General features: G+C 52.4%; 26 protein-coding genes and 1 riboswitch. Of the genes, 16 read left to right on the forward strand and 10 right to left on the reverse strand.

Going from position 1 to position 26,917, the window contains the following annotated elements:
- The first annotated feature begins 189 nt into the window (after positions 1 to 189).
- Entirely contained in the window at positions 190 to 363 is a 174-nt protein-coding gene (locus NST99_RS01875; protein WP_341089375.1) for a hypothetical protein, read from the forward strand.
- 79 nt (positions 364 to 442) lie between these two features.
- Positions 443 to 679 (forward strand): hypothetical protein, encoded by a 237-nt coding sequence (locus tag NST99_RS01880; RefSeq protein ID WP_341089376.1) that lies wholly within the window; start codon positions 443 to 445, stop codon positions 677 to 679.
- Between the two features lie 171 nt (positions 680 to 850).
- On the opposite strand, the gene odhB is transcribed toward NST99_RS01880, so the two are convergent.
- Positions 851 to 2,164 carry a 2-oxoglutarate dehydrogenase complex dihydrolipoyllysine-residue succinyltransferase gene (odhB, locus tag NST99_RS01885; RefSeq protein ID WP_341089378.1) on the reverse strand — a complete coding sequence of 438 codons (1,314 nt, stop codon included), beginning with the start codon at positions 2,162 to 2,164 and terminating at the stop codon, positions 851 to 853.
- 54 nt (positions 2,165 to 2,218) lie between these two features.
- Positions 2,219 to 5,086 (reverse strand): 2-oxoglutarate dehydrogenase E1 component, encoded by a 2,868-nt coding sequence (locus NST99_RS01890; RefSeq protein ID WP_341089380.1) that lies wholly within the window; start codon positions 5,084 to 5,086, stop codon positions 2,219 to 2,221.
- A 484-nt stretch (positions 5,087 to 5,570) separates the two neighbouring features.
- Positions 5,571 to 5,655, forward strand: a riboswitch (cyclic di-GMP riboswitch).
- Between the two features lie 27 nt (positions 5,656 to 5,682).
- Here NST99_RS01890 and NST99_RS01895 point away from each other — a divergent pair.
- A complete protein-coding gene (locus tag NST99_RS01895; protein ID WP_341089382.1) occupies positions 5,683 to 5,835 on the forward strand; it encodes an anti-repressor SinI family protein in 153 nt (50 codons plus the stop codon).
- Positions 5,836 to 5,934: 99 nt separating this feature from the next.
- On the opposite strand, the gene NST99_RS01900 is transcribed toward NST99_RS01895, so the two are convergent.
- Positions 5,935 to 6,267, reverse strand: coding sequence for a helix-turn-helix domain-containing protein (locus NST99_RS01900; RefSeq protein WP_341089383.1), 333 nt, complete (start codon positions 6,265 to 6,267; stop codon positions 5,935 to 5,937).
- A gap of 422 nt (positions 6,268 to 6,689) precedes the next feature.
- On the opposite strand from NST99_RS01900, the gene NST99_RS01905 reads away from it, so the two are divergent.
- The 4 genes from NST99_RS01905 (at position 6,690) to NST99_RS01920 (ending at position 9,841) form a co-directional block, all read left to right on the forward strand.
- On the forward strand, positions 6,690 to 7,736 hold the full coding sequence (locus tag NST99_RS01905) for a hypothetical protein (protein WP_341089384.1): 1,047 nt from the start codon (positions 6,690 to 6,692) through the stop codon (positions 7,734 to 7,736).
- An 18-nt stretch (positions 7,737 to 7,754) separates the two neighbouring features.
- Positions 7,755 to 8,348 (forward strand): signal peptidase I SipW, encoded by a 594-nt coding sequence (gene sipW, locus NST99_RS01910; protein ID WP_341089386.1) that lies wholly within the window; start codon positions 7,755 to 7,757, stop codon positions 8,346 to 8,348.
- An 86-nt stretch (positions 8,349 to 8,434) separates the two neighbouring features.
- Complete coding sequence (locus NST99_RS01915) at positions 8,435 to 8,938, forward strand: TasA family protein (protein WP_341089387.1); 504 nt, start codon at positions 8,435 to 8,437, stop codon at positions 8,936 to 8,938.
- An 81-nt stretch (positions 8,939 to 9,019) separates the two neighbouring features.
- Positions 9,020 to 9,841: a TasA family protein gene (locus NST99_RS01920; protein WP_341089388.1), complete on the forward strand. Its 822-nt coding sequence runs from the start codon at positions 9,020 to 9,022 to the stop codon at positions 9,839 to 9,841.
- 90 nt (positions 9,842 to 9,931) lie between these two features.
- Here the strand turns inward: NST99_RS01920 and NST99_RS01925 are convergent, their stop codons facing one another.
- From NST99_RS01925 to NST99_RS01950, 6 genes are all read right to left on the reverse strand, one after another.
- Entirely contained in the window at positions 9,932 to 10,909 is a 978-nt protein-coding gene (locus NST99_RS01925) for an aldo/keto reductase (protein ID WP_341089390.1), read from the reverse strand.
- 51 nt (positions 10,910 to 10,960) lie between these two features.
- The gene (locus tag NST99_RS01930; protein ID WP_340895250.1) at positions 10,961 to 11,173 is read right to left on the reverse strand and encodes a hypothetical protein; all 213 of its coding nucleotides are present in this window, start codon (positions 11,171 to 11,173) and stop codon (positions 10,961 to 10,963) included.
- A gap of 146 nt (positions 11,174 to 11,319) precedes the next feature.
- Positions 11,320 to 11,883 (reverse strand): PadR family transcriptional regulator, encoded by a 564-nt coding sequence (locus NST99_RS01935; protein WP_341089392.1) that lies wholly within the window; start codon positions 11,881 to 11,883, stop codon positions 11,320 to 11,322.
- Between the two features lie 6 nt (positions 11,884 to 11,889).
- Complete coding sequence (locus NST99_RS01940; protein WP_341089393.1) at positions 11,890 to 13,410, reverse strand: MDR family MFS transporter; 1,521 nt, start codon at positions 13,408 to 13,410, stop codon at positions 11,890 to 11,892.
- A 217-nt stretch (positions 13,411 to 13,627) separates the two neighbouring features.
- Positions 13,628 to 15,466, reverse strand: coding sequence for a bifunctional diguanylate cyclase/phosphohydrolase (locus NST99_RS01945; RefSeq protein ID WP_341089394.1), 1,839 nt, complete (start codon positions 15,464 to 15,466; stop codon positions 13,628 to 13,630).
- A gap of 256 nt (positions 15,467 to 15,722) precedes the next feature.
- Complete coding sequence (locus NST99_RS01950; RefSeq protein ID WP_341089395.1) at positions 15,723 to 16,310, reverse strand: DUF5317 domain-containing protein; 588 nt, start codon at positions 16,308 to 16,310, stop codon at positions 15,723 to 15,725.
- Positions 16,311 to 16,482: 172 nt separating this feature from the next.
- Between NST99_RS01950 and NST99_RS01955 the strand changes: the two genes are divergently transcribed.
- The 3 genes from NST99_RS01955 to NST99_RS01965 all read left to right on the forward strand — a co-directional run bounded on the left by NST99_RS01955 (position 16,483) and on the right by NST99_RS01965 (position 19,718).
- Positions 16,483 to 16,824 (forward strand): metal-sensitive transcriptional regulator, encoded by a 342-nt coding sequence (locus NST99_RS01955; protein WP_341089397.1) that lies wholly within the window; start codon positions 16,483 to 16,485, stop codon positions 16,822 to 16,824.
- 124 nt (positions 16,825 to 16,948) lie between these two features.
- Complete coding sequence (locus tag NST99_RS01960) at positions 16,949 to 17,149, forward strand: copper ion binding protein (RefSeq protein ID WP_038585127.1); 201 nt, start codon at positions 16,949 to 16,951, stop codon at positions 17,147 to 17,149.
- Between the two features lie 115 nt (positions 17,150 to 17,264).
- Complete coding sequence (locus tag NST99_RS01965) at positions 17,265 to 19,718, forward strand: heavy metal translocating P-type ATPase (RefSeq protein WP_341089399.1); 2,454 nt, start codon at positions 17,265 to 17,267, stop codon at positions 19,716 to 19,718.
- A 69-nt stretch (positions 19,719 to 19,787) separates the two neighbouring features.
- Here NST99_RS01965 and NST99_RS01970 read toward each other — a convergent pair whose 3' ends face one another.
- Positions 19,788 to 20,708, reverse strand: a complete 921-nt coding sequence (locus NST99_RS01970) for a DMT family transporter (protein ID WP_341089401.1) — start codon at positions 20,706 to 20,708, stop codon at positions 19,788 to 19,790.
- A gap of 203 nt (positions 20,709 to 20,911) precedes the next feature.
- Between NST99_RS01970 and NST99_RS01975 the strand changes: the two genes are divergently transcribed.
- The 6 genes from NST99_RS01975 (at position 20,912) to NST99_RS02000 (ending at position 26,676) form a co-directional block, all read left to right on the forward strand.
- Positions 20,912 to 22,255 (forward strand): aminotransferase-like domain-containing protein, encoded by a 1,344-nt coding sequence (locus tag NST99_RS01975; RefSeq protein ID WP_341089403.1) that lies wholly within the window; start codon positions 20,912 to 20,914, stop codon positions 22,253 to 22,255.
- A gap of 60 nt (positions 22,256 to 22,315) precedes the next feature.
- The gene (nfsA, locus tag NST99_RS01980) at positions 22,316 to 23,065 is read left to right on the forward strand and encodes an oxygen-insensitive NADPH nitroreductase (RefSeq protein WP_341089405.1); all 750 of its coding nucleotides are present in this window, start codon (positions 22,316 to 22,318) and stop codon (positions 23,063 to 23,065) included.
- 208 nt (positions 23,066 to 23,273) lie between these two features.
- On the forward strand, positions 23,274 to 24,188 hold the full coding sequence (locus NST99_RS01985) for an ABC transporter ATP-binding protein (RefSeq protein ID WP_341097524.1): 915 nt from the start codon (positions 23,274 to 23,276) through the stop codon (positions 24,186 to 24,188).
- Entirely contained in the window at positions 24,185 to 24,922 is a 738-nt protein-coding gene (locus NST99_RS01990) for an ABC transporter permease (protein WP_341089407.1), read from the forward strand. Before NST99_RS01985 ends, NST99_RS01990 begins: the two co-directional genes overlap by 4 nt.
- A gap of 66 nt (positions 24,923 to 24,988) precedes the next feature.
- A complete protein-coding gene (locus NST99_RS01995) occupies positions 24,989 to 26,077 on the forward strand; it encodes a sensor histidine kinase (RefSeq protein WP_341089409.1) in 1,089 nt (362 codons plus the stop codon).
- Positions 26,074 to 26,676: a response regulator transcription factor gene (locus NST99_RS02000; RefSeq protein ID WP_341089410.1), complete on the forward strand. Its 603-nt coding sequence runs from the start codon at positions 26,074 to 26,076 to the stop codon at positions 26,674 to 26,676. Before NST99_RS01995 ends, NST99_RS02000 begins: the two co-directional genes overlap by 4 nt.
- Positions 26,677 to 26,917 lie beyond the last annotated feature (241 nt).

Below are 26,917 nucleotides of genomic sequence, written 5' to 3' on the forward strand. Positions count from 1 at the left end.
ACCCATTTTAAGCGGGGATAAAAATCATGCCATTTGTAGATCGTTCCTTCGGAAATGGATTGTCCAGATCGGGTAGGAGGAAGGTGCAGCCGCTACTCGAATGTATAGGATGGAAAATAGCTCGGGGCGTAAAGAATATAATTCAGGCTTAGGCTTTTTGCAGGGCGCAAGTGTTATAGAGCTATACAATTGCCGGCAATCATTGTCTTAATTTGCTGGAGTGCGGAGCAACAGATGGAAGCGCAGCTGTTTAGCCCTGCCCTGGAGTTAGCGCTGATGGCTGCACTGGAGGAGCGGAATATTCTTGTGCTGCGGTTGTTTGAGGAGCTGACTTTTCTGGAGATGGGCCACATTCTGAAATAGCAGTCCTAATGCGCTGCACAAGCGGCTGGAACGGATTAAACGGAAAGTCAGGGAATTTATAGACAGAGGAGGGGATCTCTTGAAAAGAACCGGAATCCATAGCGGATACCAAGATATAATAGGAGCCGCTGCCCGTGAGGAGCAGTTGCCGAGCATTAACGTAACGGAGCGCGTTATGGCGCGGATAAGGGGACTGGAGCAGGTCCGGAGCCGGAGCGGAATAAGATATGCCGGCAAAACGGCTGCAACCTCAGGGCTGCTGATCACAGTAACGGCTTACGCGGCGGTCATGTGGAGAACGGGTTCATTGTTTTAAGTGTCAGGACTCACAGTCCGAGGTACCAGTTCGCGAAAGTGGCCCAGCTTATAGTAGATAACGGTTCGTTAAAGAAAAGAGGGATACGAGGACGATGGAGCTGTCTTCGTATCCCTCTTGGTATGTGATTATCCATACGCTGGCGATGAAGAGCGGCCTCTTGAGGCCGTGTTAGCCTTCAAGCAGCAATGCTTCCGGGTCCTCCAGCAATTCCTTGACTTTGACGAGGAAGCTTACCGCTTCGGAACCGTCCACGATCCGGTGATCGTAGGAAAGCGCGATGTACATCATCGGGCGGTTGGCGCTTCTTTCTTCGTCCAGGGCGATCGGACGGAGCTGGATCTTGTGCATGCCGAGGATACCAACCTGCGGCGTATTGAGAATCGGCGTGGACAAGAGCGAGCCGAACACGCCGCCATTGGTGATGGTGAACGTGCCGCCCTGCAGCTCCTGCAGGCTGAGCGTGTTGGCGCGTGCTTTGGAGGCGAGCTCGCCGATCCGCCGTTCGATCTCAGGGAAGCTGAGCCGGTCCGCATCGCGGACGACCGGCACTACCAGCCCTTCCTTGGCAGCGACGGCGATGCCGATGTCATAATATCTCTTGAGCAGCAGATCCTCGCCGTCGATCTCAGCATTCAGCAGCGGATAGGCTTTGAGCGCGCCGATCACAGCCTTGGTGAAGAAGGACATGAAGCCCAGTCCGACTTCATGCTTCTCTTTGAAGGCATCCTTGCGGCGCTTGCGGATGTCGAGGATGGCAGTCATGTCCACCTCGTTGAAGGTGGTCAGCATGGCCGCGGTCTGCTGCGCTTCGACCAGGCGGCTGGCGATCGTCAGCCGTCTGCGCGACATGCGCTTGCGCTCCACGGCCTTGCCGTCCTCTTGCTGCGGCGCTTTGCCCGCCGCAGCTTTGGCAGGCTCCGGCTTGCCCTGCGGCGCCGGAGACACGGGCGCAGCGGCCCCTGGGCCGGCTGCGCCATGGTCCTTCACATCGGCCTGGCCAATCCGGCCGATAGGGTCGCGGGCGCTGACCTCGCCGAGGTCGATGCCCCGCTCACGCGCGAGCTTGCGCGCCCCCGGCGAAGCCAGGGCCGCATTGCCTGCCGCACCTTCGGGTGCGGCGGCAGGAACGGCAGCGTCCGAAGGCGCTGCCACAGGTGCGGCAGCGGCAGGTGCAACGCTGCCTGGCGCAGGTGCCGCCTCGGGCTTGCCGCCCGCAGCGGCCTGCGGCGCACTTCCGGCAGCAGCGTCTGCGCTGCCGATCACGCCGATAGCCTCGCCAACGGCTACATTCTCGCCGGCCTGGCGCAGGATGGAGGAGATGACGCCGTCCTCCTCCGCGCTGATTTCAAGATTGACCTTGTCGGTTTCAAGCTCAGCAAGCACATCCCCCTGGCCGACAGTATCGCCCTCTTTAACCAGCCATTTGTAAATCGTTCCTTCGGAAATGGATTCGCCCAGATCGGGTACTTTAATTTCGGACACAGGCCCTTACCTCCCCAAATATAATAGTTAACGTTATCGTGACACCGTCCCCTTTCAGGAGGACGGTACAGCCGCTTGTACTTGCGAATTTAGTTTCAGGGCTTCCGTAACTATACGCCGCTGCTCAAAGCTATGCACATCCGCGTAACCGCTGGCCGGGCTGGAACGTTCCGGACGGCCGATATACTTCACTTTGACATTCTGCGGGGCGATGGCGCGCAGCCGTGGTTCGGCATAACTCCAGCCGCCCATATTCTTAGGTTCTTCTTGTACCCAGATGATTTCCTGCAGGGAGCGGAAGGTGCTCAGATGAGCGGCCAGTTCCCGTTCCGGGAACGGGTAGAGCTGCTCCAGCCGCAGAATGTGCAGCCAGGACCAATCCTGCCCCTTGGCTGAATCCAGCTCAGTCTGCAGGTCGATAGCGACCTTACCACTGCAGACAACCAGTCGTCTAACCTCGCCGGGCTTGCTGCCCAGAAGCGGCTCCGGCAGGACCGGCTGGAAGCTTCCCGAAGCCAGTTCGGCTCCCGGGGAAGTGCTGCGTGTGTTGCGGATCAGGCTTTTCGGAGCCATGACCACCAGCGGGCGGGCATCCGATCTGCCGCAAAGGGCAGCCTGGCGGCGGAGCAGATGGAAATACTGAGACGCACAGGTCAGATTGGCTACGGTCCAGTTCTCTTCAGCCGACAGCTGCAAGAACCGTTCCAGCCTTCCGCTGGAATGCTCTGGCCCCTGGCCTTCGTAGCCGTGCGGCAGCAGAATCGCCAGGTTGCTGCGTTGGGTCCATTTGGCGCGTCCGGCAGCAATGAACTGGTCGATAATGACCTGTCCGGCGTTGGCGAAATCACCATACTGTGCTTCCCAGATGACAAAGGTTTCCGGGGCAAACACGTTATAGCCGTATTCATACCCGAGCACCGACGCTTCCGACAGCGGACTGTTGTACACCCCGAAGGAGGCGCTGGAGTCCTTAAGCTGATGCAGCGGAGAGAAAAGTGCCCCTGTGTCACTGTCATGCAGCACCAGATGGCGGTGCGCGAAGGTACCGCGCTGGGAATCCTGGCCGCTGAGACGAATCGGTGTGCCATCCTTCAGAATCGTAGCGAAGGCGAGTGCTTCTGCGAGTGCCCAGTCCACGCGTTCTCCATCATTCAAAGCGTCTTTGCGGCGCTGTAGAATCCGCTCCAGCTTCGGATAGACCTGGAAGCCGTCCGGAACCGACAGCAGCTCCCGGTTAATTTCCTGCAGGTTGTCAAGCGGAACCGCTGTAGGGCGCTGCGGTGTAGGTGCGCTGTCCAGGGCAACTGAGGTTTTGGCGTCTGCGTTCTTATGCTTGCCTTCCTTCATCTTATCAAAGGCTTGCTGCAGTACGCCTTCGGCTTCGGCATTCATTGCCGTAACGTCTTCTACCGTGATGACGCGCTCCTCCTGTAACCGTTCCGCGTACACTTTGTATACAGTAGGATGATTGCGCACTTTACCATAAACAATCGGCTGTGTCGTTTCCGGATCATCCATTTCATTATGTCCGTGGCGGCGGTAGCCGATCAAGTCGATCACGAAATCCTTCTTGAACAGATTGCGGTAGGCGCTGGCCAAACGGACGGCTGCAATGCAAGCCTCCGGATCATCGGCATTGACATGCACAATCGGAATTTCATAGCCCTTAGCCAGGTCACTGGCATAGTGGGTAGAACGGGAATCCTCACTTTCCGTCGTGAATCCGATCCGGTTATTGACGATAATATGCACCGTACCGCCGTTCTGATAACCTTTAAGCTTGCCGATATTAAGGGTTTCGGCCACGATGCCTTCACCCGGGAAGGCAGCATCGCCATGCATCAGCACAGCCATGGCTTTATTGGTGTTTAGCTTAGGCAGACCCGGAGTGCTGCGGTCTTCCTGGGCCGCACGCGTGAAGCCCTCGACCACCGGATTGACGAATTCCAAGTGGCTGGGATTGTTGGCCAGAGTGATCCGTGTACGGACGGTTTCGCCTTCACGGACAGCGCGGTCAGCGCCGAGATGATATTTCACATCGCCGGTCCAGCCGTAGTTAATGCCCATGGAGCCTTCGGAAGGGAACAGCTCCTTGTTCGGCGAATGATGGAATTCCGAGAAAATAATATCATAAGGTTTGCCCAGGATATGAGCCAGGACGTTAAGCCGTCCGCGATGCGCCATACCCATCAGGATATGCTCGGCACCGTCATGAGCGGCAGCACGCACGATTTCATCCAGCATCGGCACCAAGGCGTCATTGCCTTCCAGGCTAAAGCGTTTCTGGCCGACAAAGGTTTTATGAAGGAAAGTTTCGAACTGCTCTACCTGAATCAGCCTTTTCAGCAATTCTTTGCGCTCTGTGTTGTTTAGAGGCGCGGGAGAGCTGGTAGATTCCGCCTGGCTGTTCAGCCAGCGCAGCTCCTGCTCGTCACGCACATGCCCGAATTCATAGGCAATGGTCTGCGTGTAGGCCTGGCGCATCCGGTGAACGGCATCCCAGGCCGTATGAACGTCATTCGGGGCATTCTCCCAGATCAGCGAGGCGGGCATAGCCATTAAATCCTCGCGGGTCAGATCATAGGTTTCGTACTCCAAATATTTCGCCATCGGATTGTTTCCCCGGTCCAGCGGGTCGATATTGGCGGCCATATGGCCATGTATGCGGATATTGGCGATCAGCTTGGATGCCCTTACGGCCTTTCTAAGCCACTCAGTATCTCCTGAAACCACAGGCAGCGGTGCCTGTTCAGCATCGGGAGCCAATGGAGGGGGGCCGGAACGGGTGAAAAGATCGCGGTAATTATGCTCTACTAAAGTTGGATCTTTTACAAATTGCTCATATTTCTCTTGGATGTAACCCAAATTGGGTCCGTAATACTTGCTCCACACAGTTTCGTTATAGGGATCTTTGGCTGCCATGAATACATCCTCCTAACGGATGAACTCCACGCGCGCCAAAATTTCGCCGGCGCCCTTGTGGAGCTTCGATGTTTGCGGTTTCATTCCTCATCTTATTGTGCAACTTTCAAGCCGGGTAATCAATTCATACTTTGGTTGAATCCGTTCGCAAAACGGTATGATTCAGTGCCTAATTCATACAGAACTATTATAAGTTTGGTTTCTTAACTATATGAAAATAATGCGGCGGTGTGATTGAAATGAATGAAATAAAAATGTTGTTTTCAGTTTTCATATATACATACATAGATAAAGAGGCTTGTTCTACAATTTTTTGGGATTATCGAGTAATTCGTACAAGCAGTTGGCAAAATAATCAATTATTTTCCGTTTCCATTTATACAATATTCCCATAAATCGACACACTTTTCGTGTAAGATATTGTATAATGTTATTGCGGATAACGGTTTCATGAATTTCTAGCCAGATCCTTTCATGTAAAGGATCCAGTAAAGGGTAAACCTGCCGAAAGACAGGGGCACAAAGTCTCGGGTCTAATGTAGAAATACTACGACGGCCGGACTGCCTGGGGACGCGTAATCTTAGGAGGAGATTTCTTGGATAAGTCCAACCAGGGGAACAACGGAGAACTGCAGACAGTTGATCTGGATTTAGAATGGGTCTATTTGCTGATGTCGGCTAAGCAGGCTGGCATCCAAGCGGATGAAATCCGCCAATTTTTTAATGAGAAGACTTTGCAGGCAATGTAGCGGTTGGTTGTTAATAGCTTTGTACATACAGAAAGGGCACAGCGGATCTCTCCGCTGTGCCCTTTCTGTATGACCGGCAGGAGAGGGAACCTGCATGAATCAGGAATCCTTCTGCTCCAGCCGCCATTTTTGATAGTCCAAGAACTCTTTGAATTCCCGCTTGCTTATACCCGAAGCCATAGCTTCCAGTACGAGCCGGGACCATTCTCCATCCAGAGGTGACTCTTGTACACCGGAAGGCTCTCCGTAAAGAAGCGCATGAATGGACACCTGAAGTGCGTCAGCGATTTTTTCAATAAATTGAATAGAGGGGTTGGATTGTATATTTCTTTCCACATTGCTTAAGTATGATTTCGCCACATCAGCCTTATCCGCAAGCTCCGAAAGAGACAAGCCTTTTTCCAGACGGAGATGGTGGATACGACTTCCCATATTATCTGGCACGATAAAAACGTCCCTCCGTACTTTTTGTTACAGTATATCAAATAACCGTAAGACGGACAAAGCACTATAGAATCAGTTCCGGTATGAATGATCCCCCTTTTATGTCGTTTCCACTCCACATCCCCATTATTTTTGTTTCCTCTGCGGTATCATTTAGATTTTTCATGCAAAAAACGTTCGTTAAAAAGTACGATAAACTGAGGAAAATGAAGCTTAAAGCAGGAAGTTAACTATAAATTGTTCTTTATTGAGAATATTGCAACAAAATGCGATTTTTGATTTGTAGGAGTAATGGCATATACTTACGTCATAGTTCTTTATAACGAACGAATAACGTTCGTCATAAAGGCTGGATGTTAATAGATTACCTTGTTTGCAGGAAATTGCAAGCAGCTAAAGGAGAGGCTCCTGTGAGGCTTTCACGTTCTTCCCGGAATAGAAACATCCGTCGGTATACGCTTCCCCAAATTGCAGGGATCGTAGTGATTTCGGCTTATGGCATCGGCCAAATTACAACGCCCACGTATGCATTGCTGACTGACGTCGCAGCAACCGAATCCTCCAATATCACCACAGCATTTGTGTTTCCAAGTACGGTCGATCACATTGCCAACCAAGCCAGCGAGGCGATGAAGCTTGCTGCCTGGCAGCGTGAAGCGGCGAGAGAGGCGTTAGCGGAGATAACGGACAAGAATACGGACTCGGAGACCGCAGAGGGACGTATTGGAGGTATTCAAGAGGCTGCTGCACAAACGCGTGAGGCTGCGGCCGGCGCGGCTGCCCTTTTAGCTGAGCTTCAAGGCTATCTAACACGCTCACAACTAGAGCTGGAGCAGCAAGTCAATGAAGTGAACCAGAGACTTTCTCCATATGAGGTCGATTTTAATCAATTAACAACCGCACAAAATAATGCTATCCCGGTATTCGAACAATTGCTCAGCCAAGCCAATCTGACGCTGCGCGAATTTCAGGAGATGGTTAGAAAGTTAAGCTCCATCAGAAGAGTGGACGCTTATGTGCAGGCAGCCTATCATCAGGCATCGACCGCGGCCGAACAGGCCAGGAGTTATGCGGACGAAACCTCGCTGATGCATACGGAGGCCGCTGACGTGATCCAAGGACTGAAAGAGGCTGAGAAGAAGGCGAAGCTCGAAGCGGAAGAAAAGGCGAAGCTCGAAGCTGGGAAAAAGGCGAAGCTTGAAGCCGAGGAAAAAGCGAAGCTCGAGGCTGAGAAGAAGGCGAAGCTTGAAGCCGAGGAGAAAGCAAAACTCGAGTCTGAGAAGAAGGCGAAGCTCGAAGCCGAGGAGAAAGCGAAACTCGAGGCTGAGGAGAAAGCGAAGCTCGAAGCCGAGGAGAAGGCAAAGCCTGATAAGGCTGCTGAGCCGGAAGCCCCTGTCCCGGACGCGAATCCTGACAGCATAACGGTAAAAACAGGCGAAAAGCAAGACGTATTCTAACCAAGGCGGTGCTCTCCAGTGATACTTAAATGGACTCGTAACCTATTGATGTATGCGTTAATTCTTATTTTTCTACTTACGCTGGTATCTGCAATCACTAGCCGGATGAATGGCGGAACGCCCAAGATTCTGGGCAAGGAGATTCTAACGGTGCTCTCAGGCTCCATGGAGCCTGGAATCCAGACGGGGGCTGTCATTGCCGTCAAACCGGTGAGTGAACAGAGTCAGGGATCTTTTAAACCAGGAGATGTAATCACTTACAAAGCTCTGGATGGATCAAACAGCCTGATTACCCACCGCATTGTCAGCGTGCTCGGCTCGGGAGAAAACACCCAGTATATCACCAAAGGCGACAATAACGATGCGCAGGATGCAGATCCTATTCCTTCGAGTAATGTTGTTGCACAGTACGCGGACTTTACCGTTCCGTTTCTGGGATATTTCATGAACTGGGTAAAATCGACCGCCGGGATTATTGTCGTAATGGTTATTCCGGGGATTTTTCTGGTCATCTCGTCCCTTATTACAATCTTCAAATCGATCATGCGCATAGAGGATCCTGCAGAGGTGCAGCTTGCGCCCGGAGAATCCCCGCCTGTTACGAACGGTTGATGCTTCTCCTAACGTGGTTAGGGAAGATTCAATAAATAATTCATAACATACTCCATTCATGGAGATCCAGGAGGAGACAAATAACAATGGCAAATCTCAAAAAAACGATGGCAATGGCAATGGCGACTACAGCACTGGGGGCAACATTAATTGCCGGGGGATCCTTCGCTATCTTTACGAGCTCCGCACAAAATATAGGCAATACGTTTGCTGCTGGCACGCTCAAGATTGAACTGGATAAGAAGGATGAAGCTCAGCAGAAATATTTCAACATCACAAATTGGGCTCCGGGAGATTCTGAAATCCAGCCTGTAGTAGTTAGCAACAAAGGAACGCTTGAGCTGCGTTATGATCTCTCGCTGGCTGTAGGCGGCGACCTCGGCGGCGGAGCAACCCCGCTGGTTATTACCGCATATTCAGATGCGGCTGGAACGGTACCGCTTACCGTTGCCGACCGTGTACTTACCGTGGGCGGATCGGAGACGATTTATGTCAAAGCAGAGTTCCCGAAAGCAGCTGACAACAGCTATCAAGGTAAGTCGGGTACAGCCTCCATTAAAGTAGATGCAGAGCAGACTAAAAATAACTAAGCCTCATAACGAACGGATCTATAACTAAAAATCAAATAAAAAGGGGGCTGCCCCCTTTTTTAATAAGGAGAGCTTACTTCAATGATGAAAAAGAAAAAAATGCTGATTGCCGCATTTTCCTCTGTGGTGCTGCTCTGCGCCGCCATTGGTGGAGGCACGTATGCCTTGTTCACCAGCTCCGCCCAAAACACCGGCAACACCTTTGCTTCCGGTACGTTGTCCTTAAGTACTCACCGCAATGACGTGCCGGTTGAAGGCCCGATGTTCTATACCAGCGACTCCGATGCCGGACGCATGGGAACAGGATTGTGGGCACCGAAAGATACCCATACCCGCGCCATGCTGATCAAGAATACCGGAACGCTGGATGCCAAACTGACCGATCTGATTGCCATCCCGGAAGGAACACCTGCACAGCAGGCCGATGCGCTCGCATTCGGTGAGCAAGCGGTGGTTACTGTAGCCGCTTTGGCTGCTCCAGGCGGCGTCACTCTTAATGCCGATGCGCTCAATGAGGTGAACGAAGCTGCGGACCGGCTGTTCAAATCGTTGATTAACGGTCCTTCCTTCCTGAAGGCACTGGCACGTAACGGACAGGAAGCCTTCGCGATTGCCAGAGAAGCTGTGCTCGACTGGACATACCGCGTAGACAATAACGGCCAGACTGTACTGGTCAGCGTTTCCGATGCGTATGTAGGTTCACTTAAGGATTTGTACAACAGCGGGGCTGGGCGGGATGCTAACCTCCCGAACCTGATTCTTCCTGCCAAGAAGACGATGCATCTGGCCTATAACGTGACTTTTGTTGATGATACCGGCCTCGGCTTTGATAATGACAGTCTGCAGGGCAAATCGGTTAACTTCACCTTCAAGAATAACTTTGAGCAGGTGAAGAATAATTAGAATCGGGAATAGGACATAAAAGGAGCGTCATCTCCGGCTACATGAACCGGAGATGACGCTCCTTTTGGCATGCGGATGAGGATATGAGGCTTACGGCAGCTTCTCGCCGCGCGAGCTGACATACAGGTCGTACCATTCCTTGCGCGTAAGCTCCAGCTTGTCCGCACCCGCGCAGGCGGCGATCCGCTGCGGATTCACCGTCCCGATTACCGGCTGGATGGCCGCAGGATGAGTCATCAGCCAAGACAGGACAATCACTTCAGGGGTAGTGTTCTTCTGTTCGGCGAGCGTTTGGACCATAGCCGCCGTGTTCACGACACTCTCAGGCTGGCCTGTAAGTGAACGCCCGCTGAATAAGCCTTGGGCCAGCGGACCCCAGGCCTGCAGCTGGATGTTCTGCGTCCGGCAATATTCGAGGGTACCTTCGGGAAAGGTGATGTCTTTCCAGGGTTCACGGTTTACGCTGACCATGGCATCCAGCCAGCTTATTTTGGCCAGACTCATGTGCAGCTGGTTCACGGCGAATGGTTCGTCACAATAATGCTCCAGCAGCCGGATCTGGGCGGCACTCATGTTGGAAACGCCGAAGTGACGCACCTTTCCCGCCGCTTTGAGTTTCCGCAGCGCTTCGGCTACTTCTTCGGGGTCCATAAGCGGATCGGGACGGTGCAGCAGCAGAATATCAATATATTCCGTGCCCAACCGGGAGAGGGTTCCTTCGACACTCTTCAGAATATGCTCCCCGGAGAGGTCGAAGCTGTTAGAGGTATCGCCTGGCTCAATCAGCTTGATGCCGCATTTGGACTGGATAATAATCTCTTCCCGCAGTCCGGGGCGGTCTTTGAAGAGCTGTCCGAATACCTTCTCCGCCTTTCCGCGGGTGTAGATATCTGCATGATCAAAAAAGTTGATTCCGATAGACAGTGCAGCCTCAACGGCCTCATGTCCCTGTCTGACATTCCCGGCAGTGATCGGCTCATGGTCCCAGCCTCCGCCCAGTCCCATGCAGCCCAGAGCAATGCGGCTGGCTGGAATCCCGCGCGTATGCAGTGGTAGCGTTTTCAGCAATAATATCCCTCCGTGAGATAGGATTAACGTTATACCGAATATTGTACATCTTTAGAAACCGGTATGGTATTTTTTGTCGCTGGAGGAGCGGTGTTTCGTGCCCTCTTTATCCTTCTCTTCTTCTTTCTCCAGCTTCAGGTCTTCCAGCGGAATCGGATCCACATTTTGCTCGCTTTCGTCCAGGTCGAACAGACTGGGAGTGTCGGTTGGATATTGCTCGGGATGGTCGCGTTTGTCTCCTTGAAATTTCTTTTCTTCACTCATGTGTGATTCCCTCGCTCTCTTATAAGTTAGGAGGCGGAACGGCCCTATATACCCGCCTGATGTTCAGTTGCAGTTGCTCGTTAATAAACGGTTTTGACCTGTGTTAAACAGCAAAGAGGCCCCTGAGGGCCTCCAGTGTATAACGTTTATTGCAAATCGAGCGGTGTTCCGATGTCGCTGAGCTTGCGGGCGGCTACATCGTCATAGAGCCGCTTAAGCCACTTCAGCTCAGTGAGGCTATGCTCGTATCTGCCGTACATCAAGTGCAGCGCGGACCGGGGGACGATGGAGATATGCTCCTCGTACACCTGATAAGCATAATTGACCTGATGCTCAACTTCGCGTATCCGCTCCTGCAGCAGCTTCTCCACCTTGCCCTGATCAATATGCCGGGAGAGTGCAAGAGCCATGTACAGCGGGTGAAAGACCTCATCGGTCTTCTTGATCTGCTGAATGACCAGCTGTTCGAACAGGGTTTTGCCCTTATCAGAAATCCGGTAGATGGTCTTATCCGGGCGGTCGTTGCTGGAGATGGTCTCTACAGCTTCAATATGTCCCTCCTGTGCCAGTTTATCAACGGCGTAGTACAGCGACCCCATCTGCAGCTTTATCATCCGGTCATACATGCGCTCTTTCATTACGAGTGTGATCTCATAGGGATGCCTGTCCTTCTCCAGCAGCAGCCCGAGAATGACCATCTTCATGGACATTTCCGTTTACCCTCTTCCGCCCGAAGGCTGAGTTTCCTTACTGTGATCGGTGAGCCGGTCTTTGGGCATCAGCAGTACAAAAGCCAGACCCAGCACCGCCGGAATCAGCGCCCACATAAAGGTGTGGGCAATGGAGCTGGACAATGCGCCCGTAATCTTCTCCAGTACAGGAGCCGGAATTTGTGCTCTGGCTTCCGGTGTCAGGGCGGCGCGTGGATCGCCGAACGAGGAAGCTTCGGCACCACCCCCAAAGGCATCACTAAGGCTGCTTGTGAATCCGTTGCGCTGGATAATACCGAAGATGGTAATGCCCAGCGTCATGCCTAGGGAACGCATGAAGGTACTGGTAGAAGTAGCCGAACCGCGCTGGCGCATCTCGAAATGATGAATCGAGGACATGCTGAGCACGGAGAAGGAGAAGCCTACACCGAAGCCGGTCAGCGCCATAAATACATTAAGCAGCAGGCGGGAAGTATCCGGCGACAAGGTGCTTAAGGAGAAGACGCCTGCCACAAAGAAAACGGCTGACAGCATCATAATATTGCGGAAGCTGGTTTTGGTGGTGAGCAGCCCCCCGGTCTGGCTGCCGATTACCGTGCCGATCATCATCGGCATCAGAATCAGTCCCGAGTTGGTGGCGGAACCTCCATATACACCCTGTACATAAATCGGGATATACACGGTAGCTACGATAAAGGCCGAGCCGTAGAATAAACCGATGATGCTGCTCGTTGCAAACAGCTTCTTGCGGAACATGTCGAAGGATATAATCGGTTCGGCTGCTGTCCGTTCTATAAAGAGGAACGCAATCAGCAGTACTGCGAAGCCGGCGAATAAGCCAAGGATGACCGCGGAGTCCCAGGCATATTCATTGCCGCCCAGCTCAAGGGCGAACATCAGGCAGATGACGGAGCCTACAAGGGTAAAAGCTCCACCCCAGTCGATCCGCTGCTTGGCATGGGAGACGGATTCCTTATAGAACATGGAGATCAGAATAAAAGCGACAATGCCGATCGGCAGGTTGATATAGAAGATCCACTGCCAGCCTACATACTCAGTAATGTAGGCCCCGAGCAAAGGGCCGATTACGCTGGAGATGCCGAAGACGGCACCGAAAAGTCCGGTCAGCTTGCCTCTTTTTTGCGGCGGATAAATATCAAATACGATAGTGAAGGCGATTGGCATAAGTGCGCCGCCGCCCACGCCTTGAATAGCGCGGTAGATGCTAAGCTGCGTGATGCTGGTTGCGATCCCGCAGAGTGCCGAGCCGGCCAGAAACACGACAAGGCCAAAAATGAAGAAACGCTTGCGCCCGTACATATCGGACAGCTTGCCGAAGATCGGTGTTCCGGCCATGACCATGACCATATAAGCCGAGGTGACCCAGACGATTTTATCGAGTCCGCCAAGATCGGAAACAATAGTACCCATAGCTGAGGCAACAATGGTATTGTCCATAGCGGACATTAGAATACCAAGCAGCAGACCGACAACTACGAGTTTGAGATTGCTTTCTTTAGTGTGCATGCTTCGCAGGCTCCTTTTTGTAAAGTTAATGATTTCCTTAAGAAAAAACGGCAAGTGGAAACAGAACTCATTATATTCAAATTTGAATAGGTGAGCAAGAGTTATTTTTTTTAGGGGGGAATTAAGTAATTAAAGTATAGCTTTTTGTATTGTGGTCAGGATTGGGGGCTTCTAGACGAGGGAACAAAAAAAGAGCTTCGGCCGGGGAATTCTGCAGCTATATAGCTGCATCTCCGGCGCTAAGCTCTCGGGCTTCAATATAGGTAATGAAAAATTCAGTCAGTTCAGGGTCGAATTGGCTTCCCGCACAAGCTCTCAGCTCAATGATCGCCTCCTCCACGGACTTGGTTGGCTGGTAGGGTCTTTCCGTAGTCATGGCGTCAAAGGAATCGATAATGGTCAGCATCCGGCATAAGCGGGGAATTTCCTCACCCTTAAACCCGTAGGGATATCCCTTGCCGTCATACCGTTCGTGATGCAGCTCGATGTAGGGGGCGAGATCCTTGAATTTGTCGTTGGTGAGTGCCATTTTTTTGCCCCAGGTGACATGCCACTTGACCATTTCCCACTCCTCCGGCTCCAGCTTGTCTTTCTTGTTAAGGATGCCCCACGGAATTTCCAGCTTGCCGATATCATGGATCAGCGCGCCGAGTGTGAAGTGTCTTTTGGAAAGGGCGTCGATGTCGAGCAGCTCACTGATATCCATCGCATAGCGGAATACGCGTTTGGAGTGGCGGAAGGTCTCCATATCCTTATACATAAACAGGTTCAGCTGCTGCTCGATGTCGCGTACATCCTGGCTGAAGTCAAGCTCCTGCTCCAGTGAGGAGTATGCTCCGTACGTATGCACTGTATTCTTGCCCTGGCGCTTGGAATAGTAGAGAGCCTGGTCGGCCTGGTCGACGAGCTGTGATTTATCGTGGATATCGCTGGTGCAGGAGGCAATGCCGGCGGAAAAGGCGAGGCAGCCAAGCGGGAAAATTTCAACGCCGTCAAACCGGCTGTTGTTCAGCTTTTTGCGCAGCTGGTCAATGTAAACACGGGCTTGAAGGATATCGTAGGCCGGCATGAGCAGCGTAAATTCCTCACCGCCATAACGGGCGGGAATAATCCCATGCTGCTGGGCTTCGCTCTTAAGCGTCTCACCAACAAATGCGATCAGCTTGTCCCCCTGCAGATGGCCGAAATGGTCATTATATTTCTTGAAGTCGTCAAGGTCGATCATGGCGAGTGAAAGCGGAACGCCCGATGCCCTTGATTTCTGGATTTCCTGTTCCAAAGCTTCCTCAAAGTAGCTGTGATTGAATAGCCCGGTCCGCTGATCGGTGTTGGCCCGTTCTTCAATGCTGCGGTACATGGAGAACAATCTTTTGAAGGAGTAGCAGAGCAGCGTGCTCAGGCACAAGAATAGGACAAGCCCGAAAAAGCTGTTATGGACGATCAGTACAACGAGAACCAGAGAAAGAACCAATGTGCACAGATAAACGACGAAAGAATCTTTAATAATATCCTTAATCGTCTCATAAAGGGTGCCTTTATATATAATGTAGTAATATAGTCCGATCAAGAGGGTGTTACCTATAAAATAGACCGCAAGTGTCATCAGATAAGCCGGCAGTTCGTCATTGATCAGCGGTCCGGGATGTCCTCCAAACAAATCAAAGGTATAGGAAGAAACACAGATCATAATGGAGTAAATTGAGAAATTTGTCAGGTGTTTCCACCAGCTGGTGCTTGTGTCAAAAAAGAAAAAGATCAGGCAGTTGAGAAGAAGAACAGTCAAAGTGGCAGAGCCGCCAAAGACAAAAATGCAGGCCAAATACACCGCTGATTCCATGGTCAGTTCGTTGCCCTCCGGAGGAAGCTGCACCAGGGAAATGGTGAGTATTAAACTGGCTCCGGTAAGCGCATAAATCCATACCCACCTTGGGGTTGGATACTGCAGAAATTCCAAATGATTGCTATACGTGAAAAGCGCTACTCCCAGAAGAGATATGAGCAGTGCATAGATATGGCCTGAATTAATATTGCCTGCAAACGTTTTAAGCTTGGTCATGATTACCCCTCTTTATTAACAAAATGTGCCTGTGTACATAATAATGGTTTTAGGGATAAATGAATAGTAATTTGCAAAGAAGCAGGCTGTTTTCAGCCTGCTTCTTGTGGAGGAATTAGTGTCCGCCGATTCTGAAACCCGAAGTAAGCGCGATAACTACGGAAGCTACAATAATAGCATTGATCGCAAGACGGGAATATTTGATGCCTTCCAGTTTCTTTTTCATGGGAACTCCTCCTTTCACTTGGTTAACGGCTTATCCCTCTACTTTGGGCAATGTTTTCAGGTCTGCAGCAGCCGGTGTCATGATCGACAGAATGTAGAGGAAAATCCCGAGATTCATCACTACATCTCCGATGCTGATCGCCTGAGTACGCGGATAAGGGCTGGACAGGGGGATGATATCGCCAAGAAACGGCAGGCGTGTTGAGGCGTCAAGCAGATAGTGCTTGGTCACCACATCGCCGCTCTGCAGCATCTCCAGATAAACCGGATCGAGTACAGAAGCCGCTTCAAAGGATACCGGCATTCTCCCCCCGTTAACGAGCATAACCAGGAAGTTAAGGAATACACCCGTCATAATGAGCCAGAATCCTTTGTTGTGCCGGTTCAACCATAAAAAAATCAGCCCAACCACATACACAGCGGTAAAGATATAACCGCTGGCTGCGGCTACAGTGGACGACCGCTCCTGAATATAATACATAAAAAATTGGAATACCAGTAGCAGCGGGAAGATCCATCCTGCCTTGAGCCGAATGTTGCTGAACTGGACGAGGCCGTGTCTTAAACCGCCCCGGAAGAACCCTACAATTAGACCAAGAATGATGCCATCGTAAACCATTACCCTACCTGCCTCTGTTCAAGAATGGGAAATATGAAATAATTGGATTCCTGAGTCTTTCATTCGTTATACTTCGCCAAAATACCTTTTTTTAGGAAGATGATTTTTCTTGACATACCCATGGGGGGTATATTAAGATTAAGTTGCAGCCAGGATACAAGGAGGTGCGTAGATGGCGCCCAAAGAAGAGAAGCTGTCACCTGAATCATGTGATAGCGGTTGTCATACCCCCGGAGAACGCAAGAGCCACCATTCACCGGAATTCAAGAATGGCCTCACGAACCGCCTCAACCGGGTCGAAGGCCAGATTCGCGGCATCAAGGGCATGATTGAACGGGATACCTACTGTGACGATGTGCTTAATCAGCTCGCTGCAGTACAGGCTGCGTTGAACGGTGTCGGAAAGCTGTTGCTTGAAGGACATATGAAGAGCTGTATTATTGAGCGCATTGAAGCCGGTGAGCATGAGGTTATTGATGAGCTGCTGATCACGGTTAACAAGCTTATGAAATAAGGATTGTACGAAGTAGAATCAACGAAGTAAAGCTCACAAAACTAAGCGTATGCTTTCGAAGACAGTTTTGTACGAAGTAGAATCAATGAAGTTAAGCTCACAAAACTTTAAGGAGGTTTTTAATATGTCAAACGTAACGTTAACTGTAGAAGGAATGTCCTGCGGTCACTGTGTCAGTGCTGTGGAGAAAGCCGTAAGCGGTCTTGGCGCTGCCGCCAAAGTCGACCTGCCTGCGAAGACAGTCGCTGTTGAATACGATGAGAACAAGGTAAGCCTTAGTGCAATTAAGACAGCGATTGAGGACCAGGGATACGACGTGGTTTAAGTCGGATGAATGAATAATGAGGCTTGGGGCGGGGAACTTTGCAGGTTCCGTAGGCTTCAGCCTTTTCTTTTACACATTAATATACCCCTAAGGGGTATGAGGAGGCGCGGAGATCGTGGAGAAAACGACAGAATCCGGCCTGCAGCAGACCACGCTGCAGATTACCGGCATGACTTGCTCGGCTTGCGCGGCCCGGATCGAGAAGGGGCTGTCCCGGATGGAGGGGGTATCGCGGGCCAACGTCAACTTGGCGCTGGAGCAAGCGACAGTGGGCTTTGATCCGGCGGTAGCGGGATTGCCGCAAATTGAAGAGAAGATCCGCTCGCTGGGATACGATACGCTGAAGGAGTCGGCAGATTTTGATATTACAGGAATGACCTGTGCCGCTTGCTCTGCAAGGATTGAGAAGGTGCTTGGGCGCATGCCCGGAATCGCGGCGGTCAATGTGAATCTGGCCCTGGAGACGGCACATGTGGAATATACACCCGGAAACATCAGCACGGCTGAGATCATGGAGAAAGTAAGCAGCATCGGATATAAGGCTGCGCTGAAACAGGACCGCAAGGACACGGCCGATCAGCGCAGCCAGGAAATTGTGCGCAAGCGGAATAAATGGATCATTTCCGCAGTTCTGTCCTTTCCCCTGCTCTGGGCGATGGCGGCGCATTTCTCCTTCACTTCATGGATTCCTGCACCGGATATACTGATGAACCCCTGGTTCCAGCTTGTGCTGGCGACCCCTGTGCAGTTCATTATCGGCTGGCAGTTCTATGTCAGCGCCTATAAGGCGCTGAAGAACGGCAGTGCCAATATGGATGTGCTGGTTGTTCTGGGCACCTCGGCTGCTTATTTCTATAGTCTGTACCTGACGATAGATTCCTTGTCGATGGCAGGCATGAGCCATTCGGTGGAATTATATTACGAGACCAGCGCGATTCTGATTACGCTGATTCTGGTAGGCAAATGGTTCGAAGCACTGGCCAAGGGCCGTTCCTCCGACGCCATTAAAAGCCTGATGGGCCTGCAGGCTAAGACGGCGCTGGTCATCCGTGACGGTGTTGAGCTCAGCATTTCTGTGGAAGAGGTCATTCCGGGAGACATTGTGCTGGTTAAGCCGGGAACGAAGGTGCCGGTAGACGGCGAGGTCGTTGAAGGGCTGTCATCTGTGGATGAATCCATGCTGACAGGCGAGAGCATTCCGGTAGAGAAGAAGCCGGGAGATACTGTCATTGGGGCAACACTGAACAAGAATGGAATGCTGAAGATTAAGGCACTCAAAGTTGGCCGTGACACCGCCTTGGCGCAAATCATCAGAGTAGTAGAGGAAGCGCAAGGCTCCAAGGCTCCGATTCAGCGGATTGCCGATGTGATTTCCGGCATCTTTGTGCCGATAGTGGTCGTAATTGCAGCTGTAACCTTTGGAGTCTGGTATATCTGGGGAGCGCCGGGCCAGTTCGCCGATGCACTGGAGAAAGCCATCGCTGTACTGGTTATCGCCTGTCCATGCGCACTAGGTCTGGCTACACCAACCTCAATTATGGCCGGATCAGGACGCGCGGCTGAATTCGGGATTCTGTTCAAGGGCGGCGAACATCTTGAAGCCGCACAGGGGATCAAGACCGTTGTACTGGATAAGACGGGAACTGTAACCAGCGGCAAGCCGGTGCTGACGGATATTATAACGACAACGGAAATCGCCGCACATGGCAGAGTACTGGCCGAGAACCGGCTGCTGTCCGTTACGGCTGCTGCCGAGAAGCTGTCAGAGCATCCGCTGGCCGATGCCATCGTGGCTGGTGCTGCGGAAAGAAGCCTGGACCTGCCGGGTGCCGAGCAGTTTGAGGCGGTGCCGGGACGCGGCATTTCTGCGGTGGTTGACGGCCAGAGCATCCGTGTGGGAACACGGCGGATGATGGAAGAAAGCGGTGCAGACACCGGTCCGTGGACCGGGCTGATGCAGAAGCTGGAGCAGGAAGGCAAGACCGCGATGCTGGTATCCGTGGACGGGGCCATTGCCGGGATTGTCGCGGTAGCCGACACCATCAAGGATACTTCGCGGGCTGCCGTAGCCAAGCTGCATGATATGGGCATTGAAGTGGTCATGATTACGGGAGACAACAAGCTGACAGCCGAGGCCATTGCCGGGCAGGCTGGCATCCGTACGGTGCTGGCCGAGGTGCTGCCGGAAGGGAAGGCTGCCGAGATCCGCAGGCTGCAGAGCGGGGGAACCAAGGTGGCGATGGTCGGGGACGGCATCAATGATGCCCCTGCCCTGGCCACTGCCGATACCGGTATGGCTATTGGTACCGGCACCGACGTAGCGATGGAAGCAGCGGATATTACCCTCATGCGGGGTGATCTGATGAGCATTCCGGATGCGATCCTGATGAGCCGCAAAACCATGACCAATATTAAGCAGAATTTGTTCTGGGCGCTTGCTTACAATACCATTGGGATACCGATTGCTGCGCTAGGCTTTCTGGCGCCATGGCTTGCCGGTGCGGCAATGGCCTTCAGCTCTGTATCGGTCGTGCTGAATGCGCTGCGGCTGCAGCGGGTCAAGCTGTAAATCTCATCATTTTCTCCACAGGGGAATGCTCTTTTCTTGGAGCAGAACGGATAAAAAAGCCGCCGGGCATTAAGCCCCGGCGGCTTTCTTGCGTCCCAGACGGTTGGTGCCAATAACCCCTGCAATAATCAGGAACGATCCGATCCAGTGATACACAGTGATGTTTTCCCCGAGAAAGATCGCCCCGGCCGCAATGGAGACGATGGTCGAGAGATTGGTGAACACACTCATAAGGGAAGCTTCGATTTTGGACAAAATATAGGTTGATGTTAGGGTGGTGACGAGCGACGCTATAATACCCAAGTAAAGGGTAGACAAGATAAAGGTGCTGCTGCCGAGCGGTTTGAAGAAATCGCCAAGCGTGCCGCTGGACACATGTCCGGTAAGCGAAATGATCAGGAATGTGGCGAAGCCAATTCCCATCATCAAATAGCTGAGTTCAGTGGGGCTGAAATGCTTGGAGAGTGACCGGGCCAGTACGCTGTATCCGGCAAAGGCCAGACAGGTCAGGAATAACAACACAATCCCGGTCATGTTGGACAGATTAATACTGCTCCCTTTCATGACAAAGATGAACACAACGCCGAATACGGACAGGAAGATACACAGCTTCTGCAGAAGCGTCGTGCGCTCTTTCAAAAATATAGAGGCGATGATCATCGTCACAACCGGGGTGAAAGAATAGAGAATTCCTCCCTCGGCAGAGCTGGCATGCTGGAGTCCGAATACCTGAAGGGTGAAGAATCCGAGCGGGTACATGGCTGCCAGCAGCAGTGCTTTACCAATCGGCTTGCCGCTGTAGGATATTTTGACCCAGCCGAAGGCAACCGGGATCGACATCACTATAAACGAAGCCGCGAAGCGGTAGGTTAACGTATCGAGCGGTCCGGCATGACCGAGCGCTACTTTGGTGAATAAGAATGAGAATCCGATAATAACTGCGTTAAGCACGGCAAATATATAAGCCAGCTTGAGTCCTTTTTGCGGCATAGTAGCATCTCCTTTTCGTTAACAGGACAGGATCGTCTAAACGTCTTATCTGTTACTTTAAAATTAAAGGGAAATGCCTGCGCGAACAATACTGTTTTTCTATGACTGTACCGATACAGTTTGTTGATTGCTATATAATGAATAGAGACGAATAGTGGTAACATGAACTTACTTAGTGTAGAAGGCCATTCAGGAGGCGCATTATGAAAAAGTATCTTTCGGTCTTGTCCGATATGGAAAACCGGATCAGAGAGGGGCAATACAGCCCGGGGCAAAAACTGCCCTCTGTGCGTAGCAGTGCAGATTTCTACGGCTGCAGCATCAGCACTATTCTGCGGGCATACGGGGAGCTGGAAAGACAACATGCGATTTATTCTATTCCGCAGAGCGGATACTACATGGTTGAAAGGTCTGAAGATGCGGGACCTGCCAGGGGCGGGGAGACGATTGATTTTGCCTCGGCCTCGCCCGATCTGAATGTGTTTCCATATTTGGATTTCCAGCATTGTCTCAATAAAGCGATTGACAGGCACAAATACCACTTGTTCACCTATGGAGATACGCTGGGACTGGGTACGCTGCGCCAGACCCTTGTGCCCCATCTGGCGGAATATCAGGTCTTTGCCAAAGTGGGGCAGATTATCATCACTTCGGGAACCCAGCAGGCGCTGGAGGTACTTGCCAAGATGCCATTTCCGAATGGCGGGACAGAAATCCTTGTTGAACAGCCCGGATACGATCTGTACCTGCGTTATTTGGAGGCTGAGGGGATGCCGGTGAGCGGGATTACCCGTTCGGCAGCCGGTATTGATCTGCGGGAGCTGGAGGAGAGGTTCAGAGCCGGGGGGATCAAATTCTTTTATACCATGCCCAGATATCATAATCCGCTCGGAACCTCTCTCAGTACGGAGGAACGGAAAGCCATTGCCCGGTTGGCCGGCAAATACGATGTGTACATCGTTGAGGATGATTATATGGCAGACCTGGGTGCAGAACGGCGCTTTGATCCTATTTATGCGTATGACCAGACTTCACATGTTATTTATTTGAAAAGCTATTCCAAAATCATTTTTCCGGGCCTCCGGCTGGGTGCGGCTGTTGTGCCGGAAACCCTGTTTAAGACATTCTGCGCGTATAAAGGATACACGGACAATTCATTATTGTCCCAGGCAGCTCTTGAGGTGTATATCAGGAATGGCATGTATGAGCATCACAAGCACAAAATAAAAGCTCTGTATGCCGAAAGAATCAGTGCAATGTATGAGGCACTCCAGCAGCACAATACGGAAGGTCTGATTGAAGTGTCTTCGGACAGCTCCGGGATCTACATGCAGTATAAGCTGCCGGAGACAGTGAATTTGGATCGTGTGGTCAAGCGGCTTGCGCAGAGAAAGATCAGCGTCGTATCAGGCAAGGGATTCTATATGACCGGTTACGGGAACCGGGAGAAGTTTATGCGGATCAGCATTTCACGCGCCCGGCTGGACCAGATCGACGAAGGCGTCAAGGCCATTGTCGAAGAAGTGAAACGCGGGGGCGGATGGTAAGAGTGTGGCCTATATTCATTTGTTTGTGGCTAATAAGGAGAAAAGAGAGGCGAACAGATCATGAAACCGAATAACGAAACCCTTGAATTATTAAACCAGCATGTCTCCGTCCGCCAGTACCTGGACAAGCCGGTAAGTGAAGAACAGCTTGCTGCCATCATCGGCGCAGGCCAGATGGCCTCGACCTCCAGCAATGTTCAGGCCTATAGTGTCATCGCAGTCACTGAGCCCGGGCTTAAAGCACAGCTTGCCGCTCTCTCGGGCAATCAAGCTTATATCGAGCAGTGTCCGGTCTTTTTGGTCTGGTGTGCCGATCTGTACCGGCTGCATGAAACAACGGCACCCTATTTGCAATCAGCCGAATCCTTCGATTCCACTGAAAATTTCATTGTTGCCACCGTTGACGCAGCACTTGCGGCGCAGAACGCTGCCATTGCTGCAGAATCGCTAGGCATGGGCATCGTCTACATCGGCGGAGTCCGCAACAATATCGCCGAATTGTCGGAGCTGCTGAATCTTCCTGAACGGGTCTATCCGGTATTCGGCATGTGTCTCGGCTATCCTGCCGGGGCCTCCGGACGTCGTCCGCGTCTTCCGCTGGAAGCTGTACTGCACCGGAACGGCTATGACAAGGCCAAAACTGCCGGGCAAGTTGCAGCTTATGACGAAGTGTCGAGTGCATATATGCGTGAGCGGACGGGCGGACAGAGTGATGCACCCTGGTCCGCTATGATGGCTAAACGTTTCGCGGAGCCGGCCCGCATGCATATGAAGGAATTTCTGCAGGAAAAGGGATTCATGCAAAAATAGCATGGTTATAAGCTTCTTGAAGCGATCCAAAGAGCCTCATGCCAAATGCTTGCCGTTTGGTGCCGGGGCTTTTTGCTATGCGTTTAGAGCCAGGTGACAGTTGTCATCTCAAAGGAATGACAGTCCATACTGATCTCATTTCCCCATTTTTTATACCATAGAAATATAGATCAGGGCTTAAGATACGGGGGGAACGGACATGGACGGTATAGACAACGTGATCGAAATGGATGGGGTAAGCAAGATATTTCACGGCAAAAAAGCGGTGGACGGCATTAGCTTCAAGATCAGCAGGGGGTCGGTTACTGCGATTCTGGGGCCTAACGGGGCGGGGAAAACAACCGTGTTATCCATGCTGCTTGGACTGAAGGAGCAGACGGAAGGCAGTATAAAGGTGTTCGGGCTTCCGCCCGGAAGCCGGCTGGTCCGGGAAAAAACGGGGGCCATGCTGCAGGAAGTAAGCGTAATGGACCGGCTGAAGGTCCGGGAGATCATCGCTCTGATCCGCAGCTATTACCCGCAGCCCATGGCTATGGAGGTTCTGCTGCAGGCGACGGGCCTGGCCAAGGCCGATCTGCAGCGGTATGCCGAGAAGCTCTCCGGCGGCCAGCGGCGCAGTCTGAATTTCGCCCTGGCCCTGGCGGGCAATCCCGATCTGCTGTTCTTTGACGAACCTACGGTTGGGATGGATATTACAGCGCGGCGGCATTTCTGGGACAGGGTACGCGGACTGGCCGCTGGAGGAAAGACGATCCTCTTCACGACCCACTATCTGCAGGAGGCCGAGGATATTGCCGACCGGATTCTGCTGTTCAGCCGAGGCGCGCTGGTGGCGGACGGCAGCCCGGATGAGATTAAGGGGAGAATTGTGCGGCAATCGCTGTCCTTTCTGGCAGCAAGCGATCCTGAAGAGCTGCGCGGACGGCTGCGGCAATTGGCGGCGGTCGAGGAAATGTACGATAAGGACGGCCGGATTGTGGTCACGACAGAGAATACGGACGAGGCGCTCCGTGCAATTTTTACCGGCGGGCTTGAAGTGAAGGATGTCCGCATCGATCAGGGCCGGCTGGATGAGGCCTTTGAGCAATTGACGATTCAACCGGAGGAGGGCGTCAAGCCATGAAAATAATGATCAACCAATGCAAGTCCGAGCTGCTGCGGATCTTCCGCAATCCTTATTATGTGTTCTGGTCGCTGGTCATGCCGATCATGTTCTATTTCATCTTCACTAAAGTGGTGAATACAGGCATGGACGACGCTGCCCTCTGGCAGGCTCATTATCTGATGTCGATGGCGGCGTTCAGTGTAATGGGGTCAGCGATCATGACGCTGGGCATCCGGCTTGTGCAGGAGCGGACCCAGGGCTGGAACACCTTTATCCGCATTACTCCGCTGCCGTCCTATGTCTATTTCACCGGCAAAATGTTCGCTCAGATGATGATGCAGCTTTTCTCCGTGGTATGCATATTTGCCGCTGGTTATGTGATGAACGGGGTGTCCCTGACTCCAGGGCAGTGGCTGTTCAGCGGATTATGGATTGTTGTCGCCTCCCTGCCTTTTCTGGCACTGGGCACACTTGTCGGCTTTATGAAACGGGTAGACACGGCAAGCGGTGTCAGCAATGTGCTCTATATGGGGCTGGCGCTGGCGGGCGGCATGTGGATGCCGCTGGATATTCTTCCGGAGCTGATGCAGCGGATCGGCCGCTGGCTGCCTTCTTATAATTATGGAAACGGGGCGTGGGAGATTGTACGCGGAGGCCATCCACAGTGGAGCGGTGTGCTGATTTTGCTCGGCTATCTGGCAATATTTATGTTACTATCGCTGTATATTCGAAAAAAACAGGAAGCGGTGTAATGCATGTTGTCAGGCAGGAAGTTTCGGTTGTTCCCGCAAAAATACGGTTTTTTCCCTTTTGTATGGATGTTCTATTTGTTGCTTCCGGCCTTTAATCTGCAGGAGGAGCGGGGTCTGAAGCTGATCATTGGAGCAGCTCTGCTGCTGCTCTTCGCCGTGACATACCGCCAGTTATACTGGGCCGGTGACAAAGCCTTTAACTACTGGCTGGGGCTGCAAATGCTGCTGATTGTGGTGCTGAGCCTATGCTACAACCCGGTTAATTTTTTCATGGGCTTTTTCTCTTCCAACTTTGTCGGCTGGTATGCCGGCAAGAGAGAGTTTAAGATAGCTTATGTAGTTTTTTGCGGCGTGATTCTGATACCACTGGTTATAGCGGCATGGGGGATGAATCCATATGACCTGCTGTTCTTTTTTCCTTTTTTAATTATCATGCTGGTCTCTCCGTTTGGGATAAAATCTCTAGGGCGTAGGAAAATACTGGAGAAACAGCTGGATCAGGCTAATGAAGTCATCGAGGAGCTAATCAAACGCGAAGAGCGGATGCGGATTGCCCGGGACCTGCATGATACGATGGGCCATACCCTGTCGCTGATTACGCTGAAAAGCCAGCTAATCGAGAGGCTTGTCGCCAAGGACCCGGAGCGCGCGCAGGCCGAAGCCAGGGAGATTCAGCGCACCTCGCGTGCGGCACTGCGCCAGGTTCGCGAGCTGGTCTCGGAGATGCGGGCAGTTACCGTAGCCGAGGAACTGGCAGAGGCCGGGAGAATGCTGCGGGCTGCGGAGATCGCCCTTGAAGTGCAGGGGGAGGTGTCGCTGGAGGACGTGCCTGACCTGACACAGAATATCCTTAGCCTCTGCATCAAGGAGGCGGTGACAAATATAGTGAAGCATAGCCAAGCCACCCGTTGCCGAATCGGAATTGCACTGACGGAGGGGGCGGTGCGGATCACCGTTGAGGATAACGGAATCGGCCTCACTCCTGATGGAGCAGGCCGTGAACGCCGCGAAGGCAACGGAATGAAAGGGATGGCCGAGCGGTTATCGCTCGTTGACGGCTCCATGACATTTAGCTCCAATCCGGGCAAGGGGACAGCATTATCTGTAGTAATTCCGAGGATTATCAAGGAACATAAGGAGGGGGAATTGGCATGATAGGCATTGTAATCGCCGAGGATCAGCGTTTGCTGCGCGGGGCGATGGCCTCGCTGCTTGACCTGGAGGAGGACATTGAGGTTCTCGGAGAGGCCGGTGACGGGGCAGAGGCCCTTGCGCTGATCGGGCGGCTGGAGCCGGACGTGTGTCTTATGGACATCGAAATGCCGCTGAAGAGCGGGCTGGAGGTTGCGGAGCTGCTGAAAGCCAAAGGCTGCCGGACGAAGATCATTATCCTGACGACCTTTGCCCGGCCGGGCTATTTCGAACGGGGCGTGAAGGCCGGGATTCAGGGCTATCTGCTGAAGGACGAGCCGGTCGACAAGCTGGCGGATGCGATCCGGCGCGTCATGGAAGGACACCGTGAGGTCTCTCCGGAACTGGTCTTCGGCAGCCTGCGGGAAGAGAATCCGCTGTCCTCCCGTGAACGGGAGATTCTGCGGCTGGCCGGTGCAGGGCAGACGGCTGGTGAAATTGCCGGGAGTTTGCACCTCTCGTATGGCACAGTCCGCAATTACATCTCGGAAATTCTGGGTAAGCTGGAAGTGAAAAGCCGGATCGAAGCCGTACGGCTGGCTGAGGAGAAGGGCTGGATCTAGGCGTTTATTATTTCTTGATATTCCCGAATGCTGTGGCGGGCGTGCTACAGGTGGATTGTTACTGGTTATGTACGGATAAATTGTGATAAGGCTGAATGCTATATGGAGCGGCGGGAAGGGGGCTATTAGTCTCTTTGTGGAGCCGATGTATGCCTATAGCTTAAAGGGAAAGGGTCCCGCTAATTTTGCCACCGACAGAATGATGGGTAATCAGAGGGATTTACTACCGGTAATTCCTTGA

Origin of the sequence: Paenibacillus sp. FSL L8-0470, from assembly GCF_038008625.1 — a bacterium.
Classification (GTDB): Bacteria; Bacillota; Bacilli; order Paenibacillales; family Paenibacillaceae; genus Paenibacillus_AQ.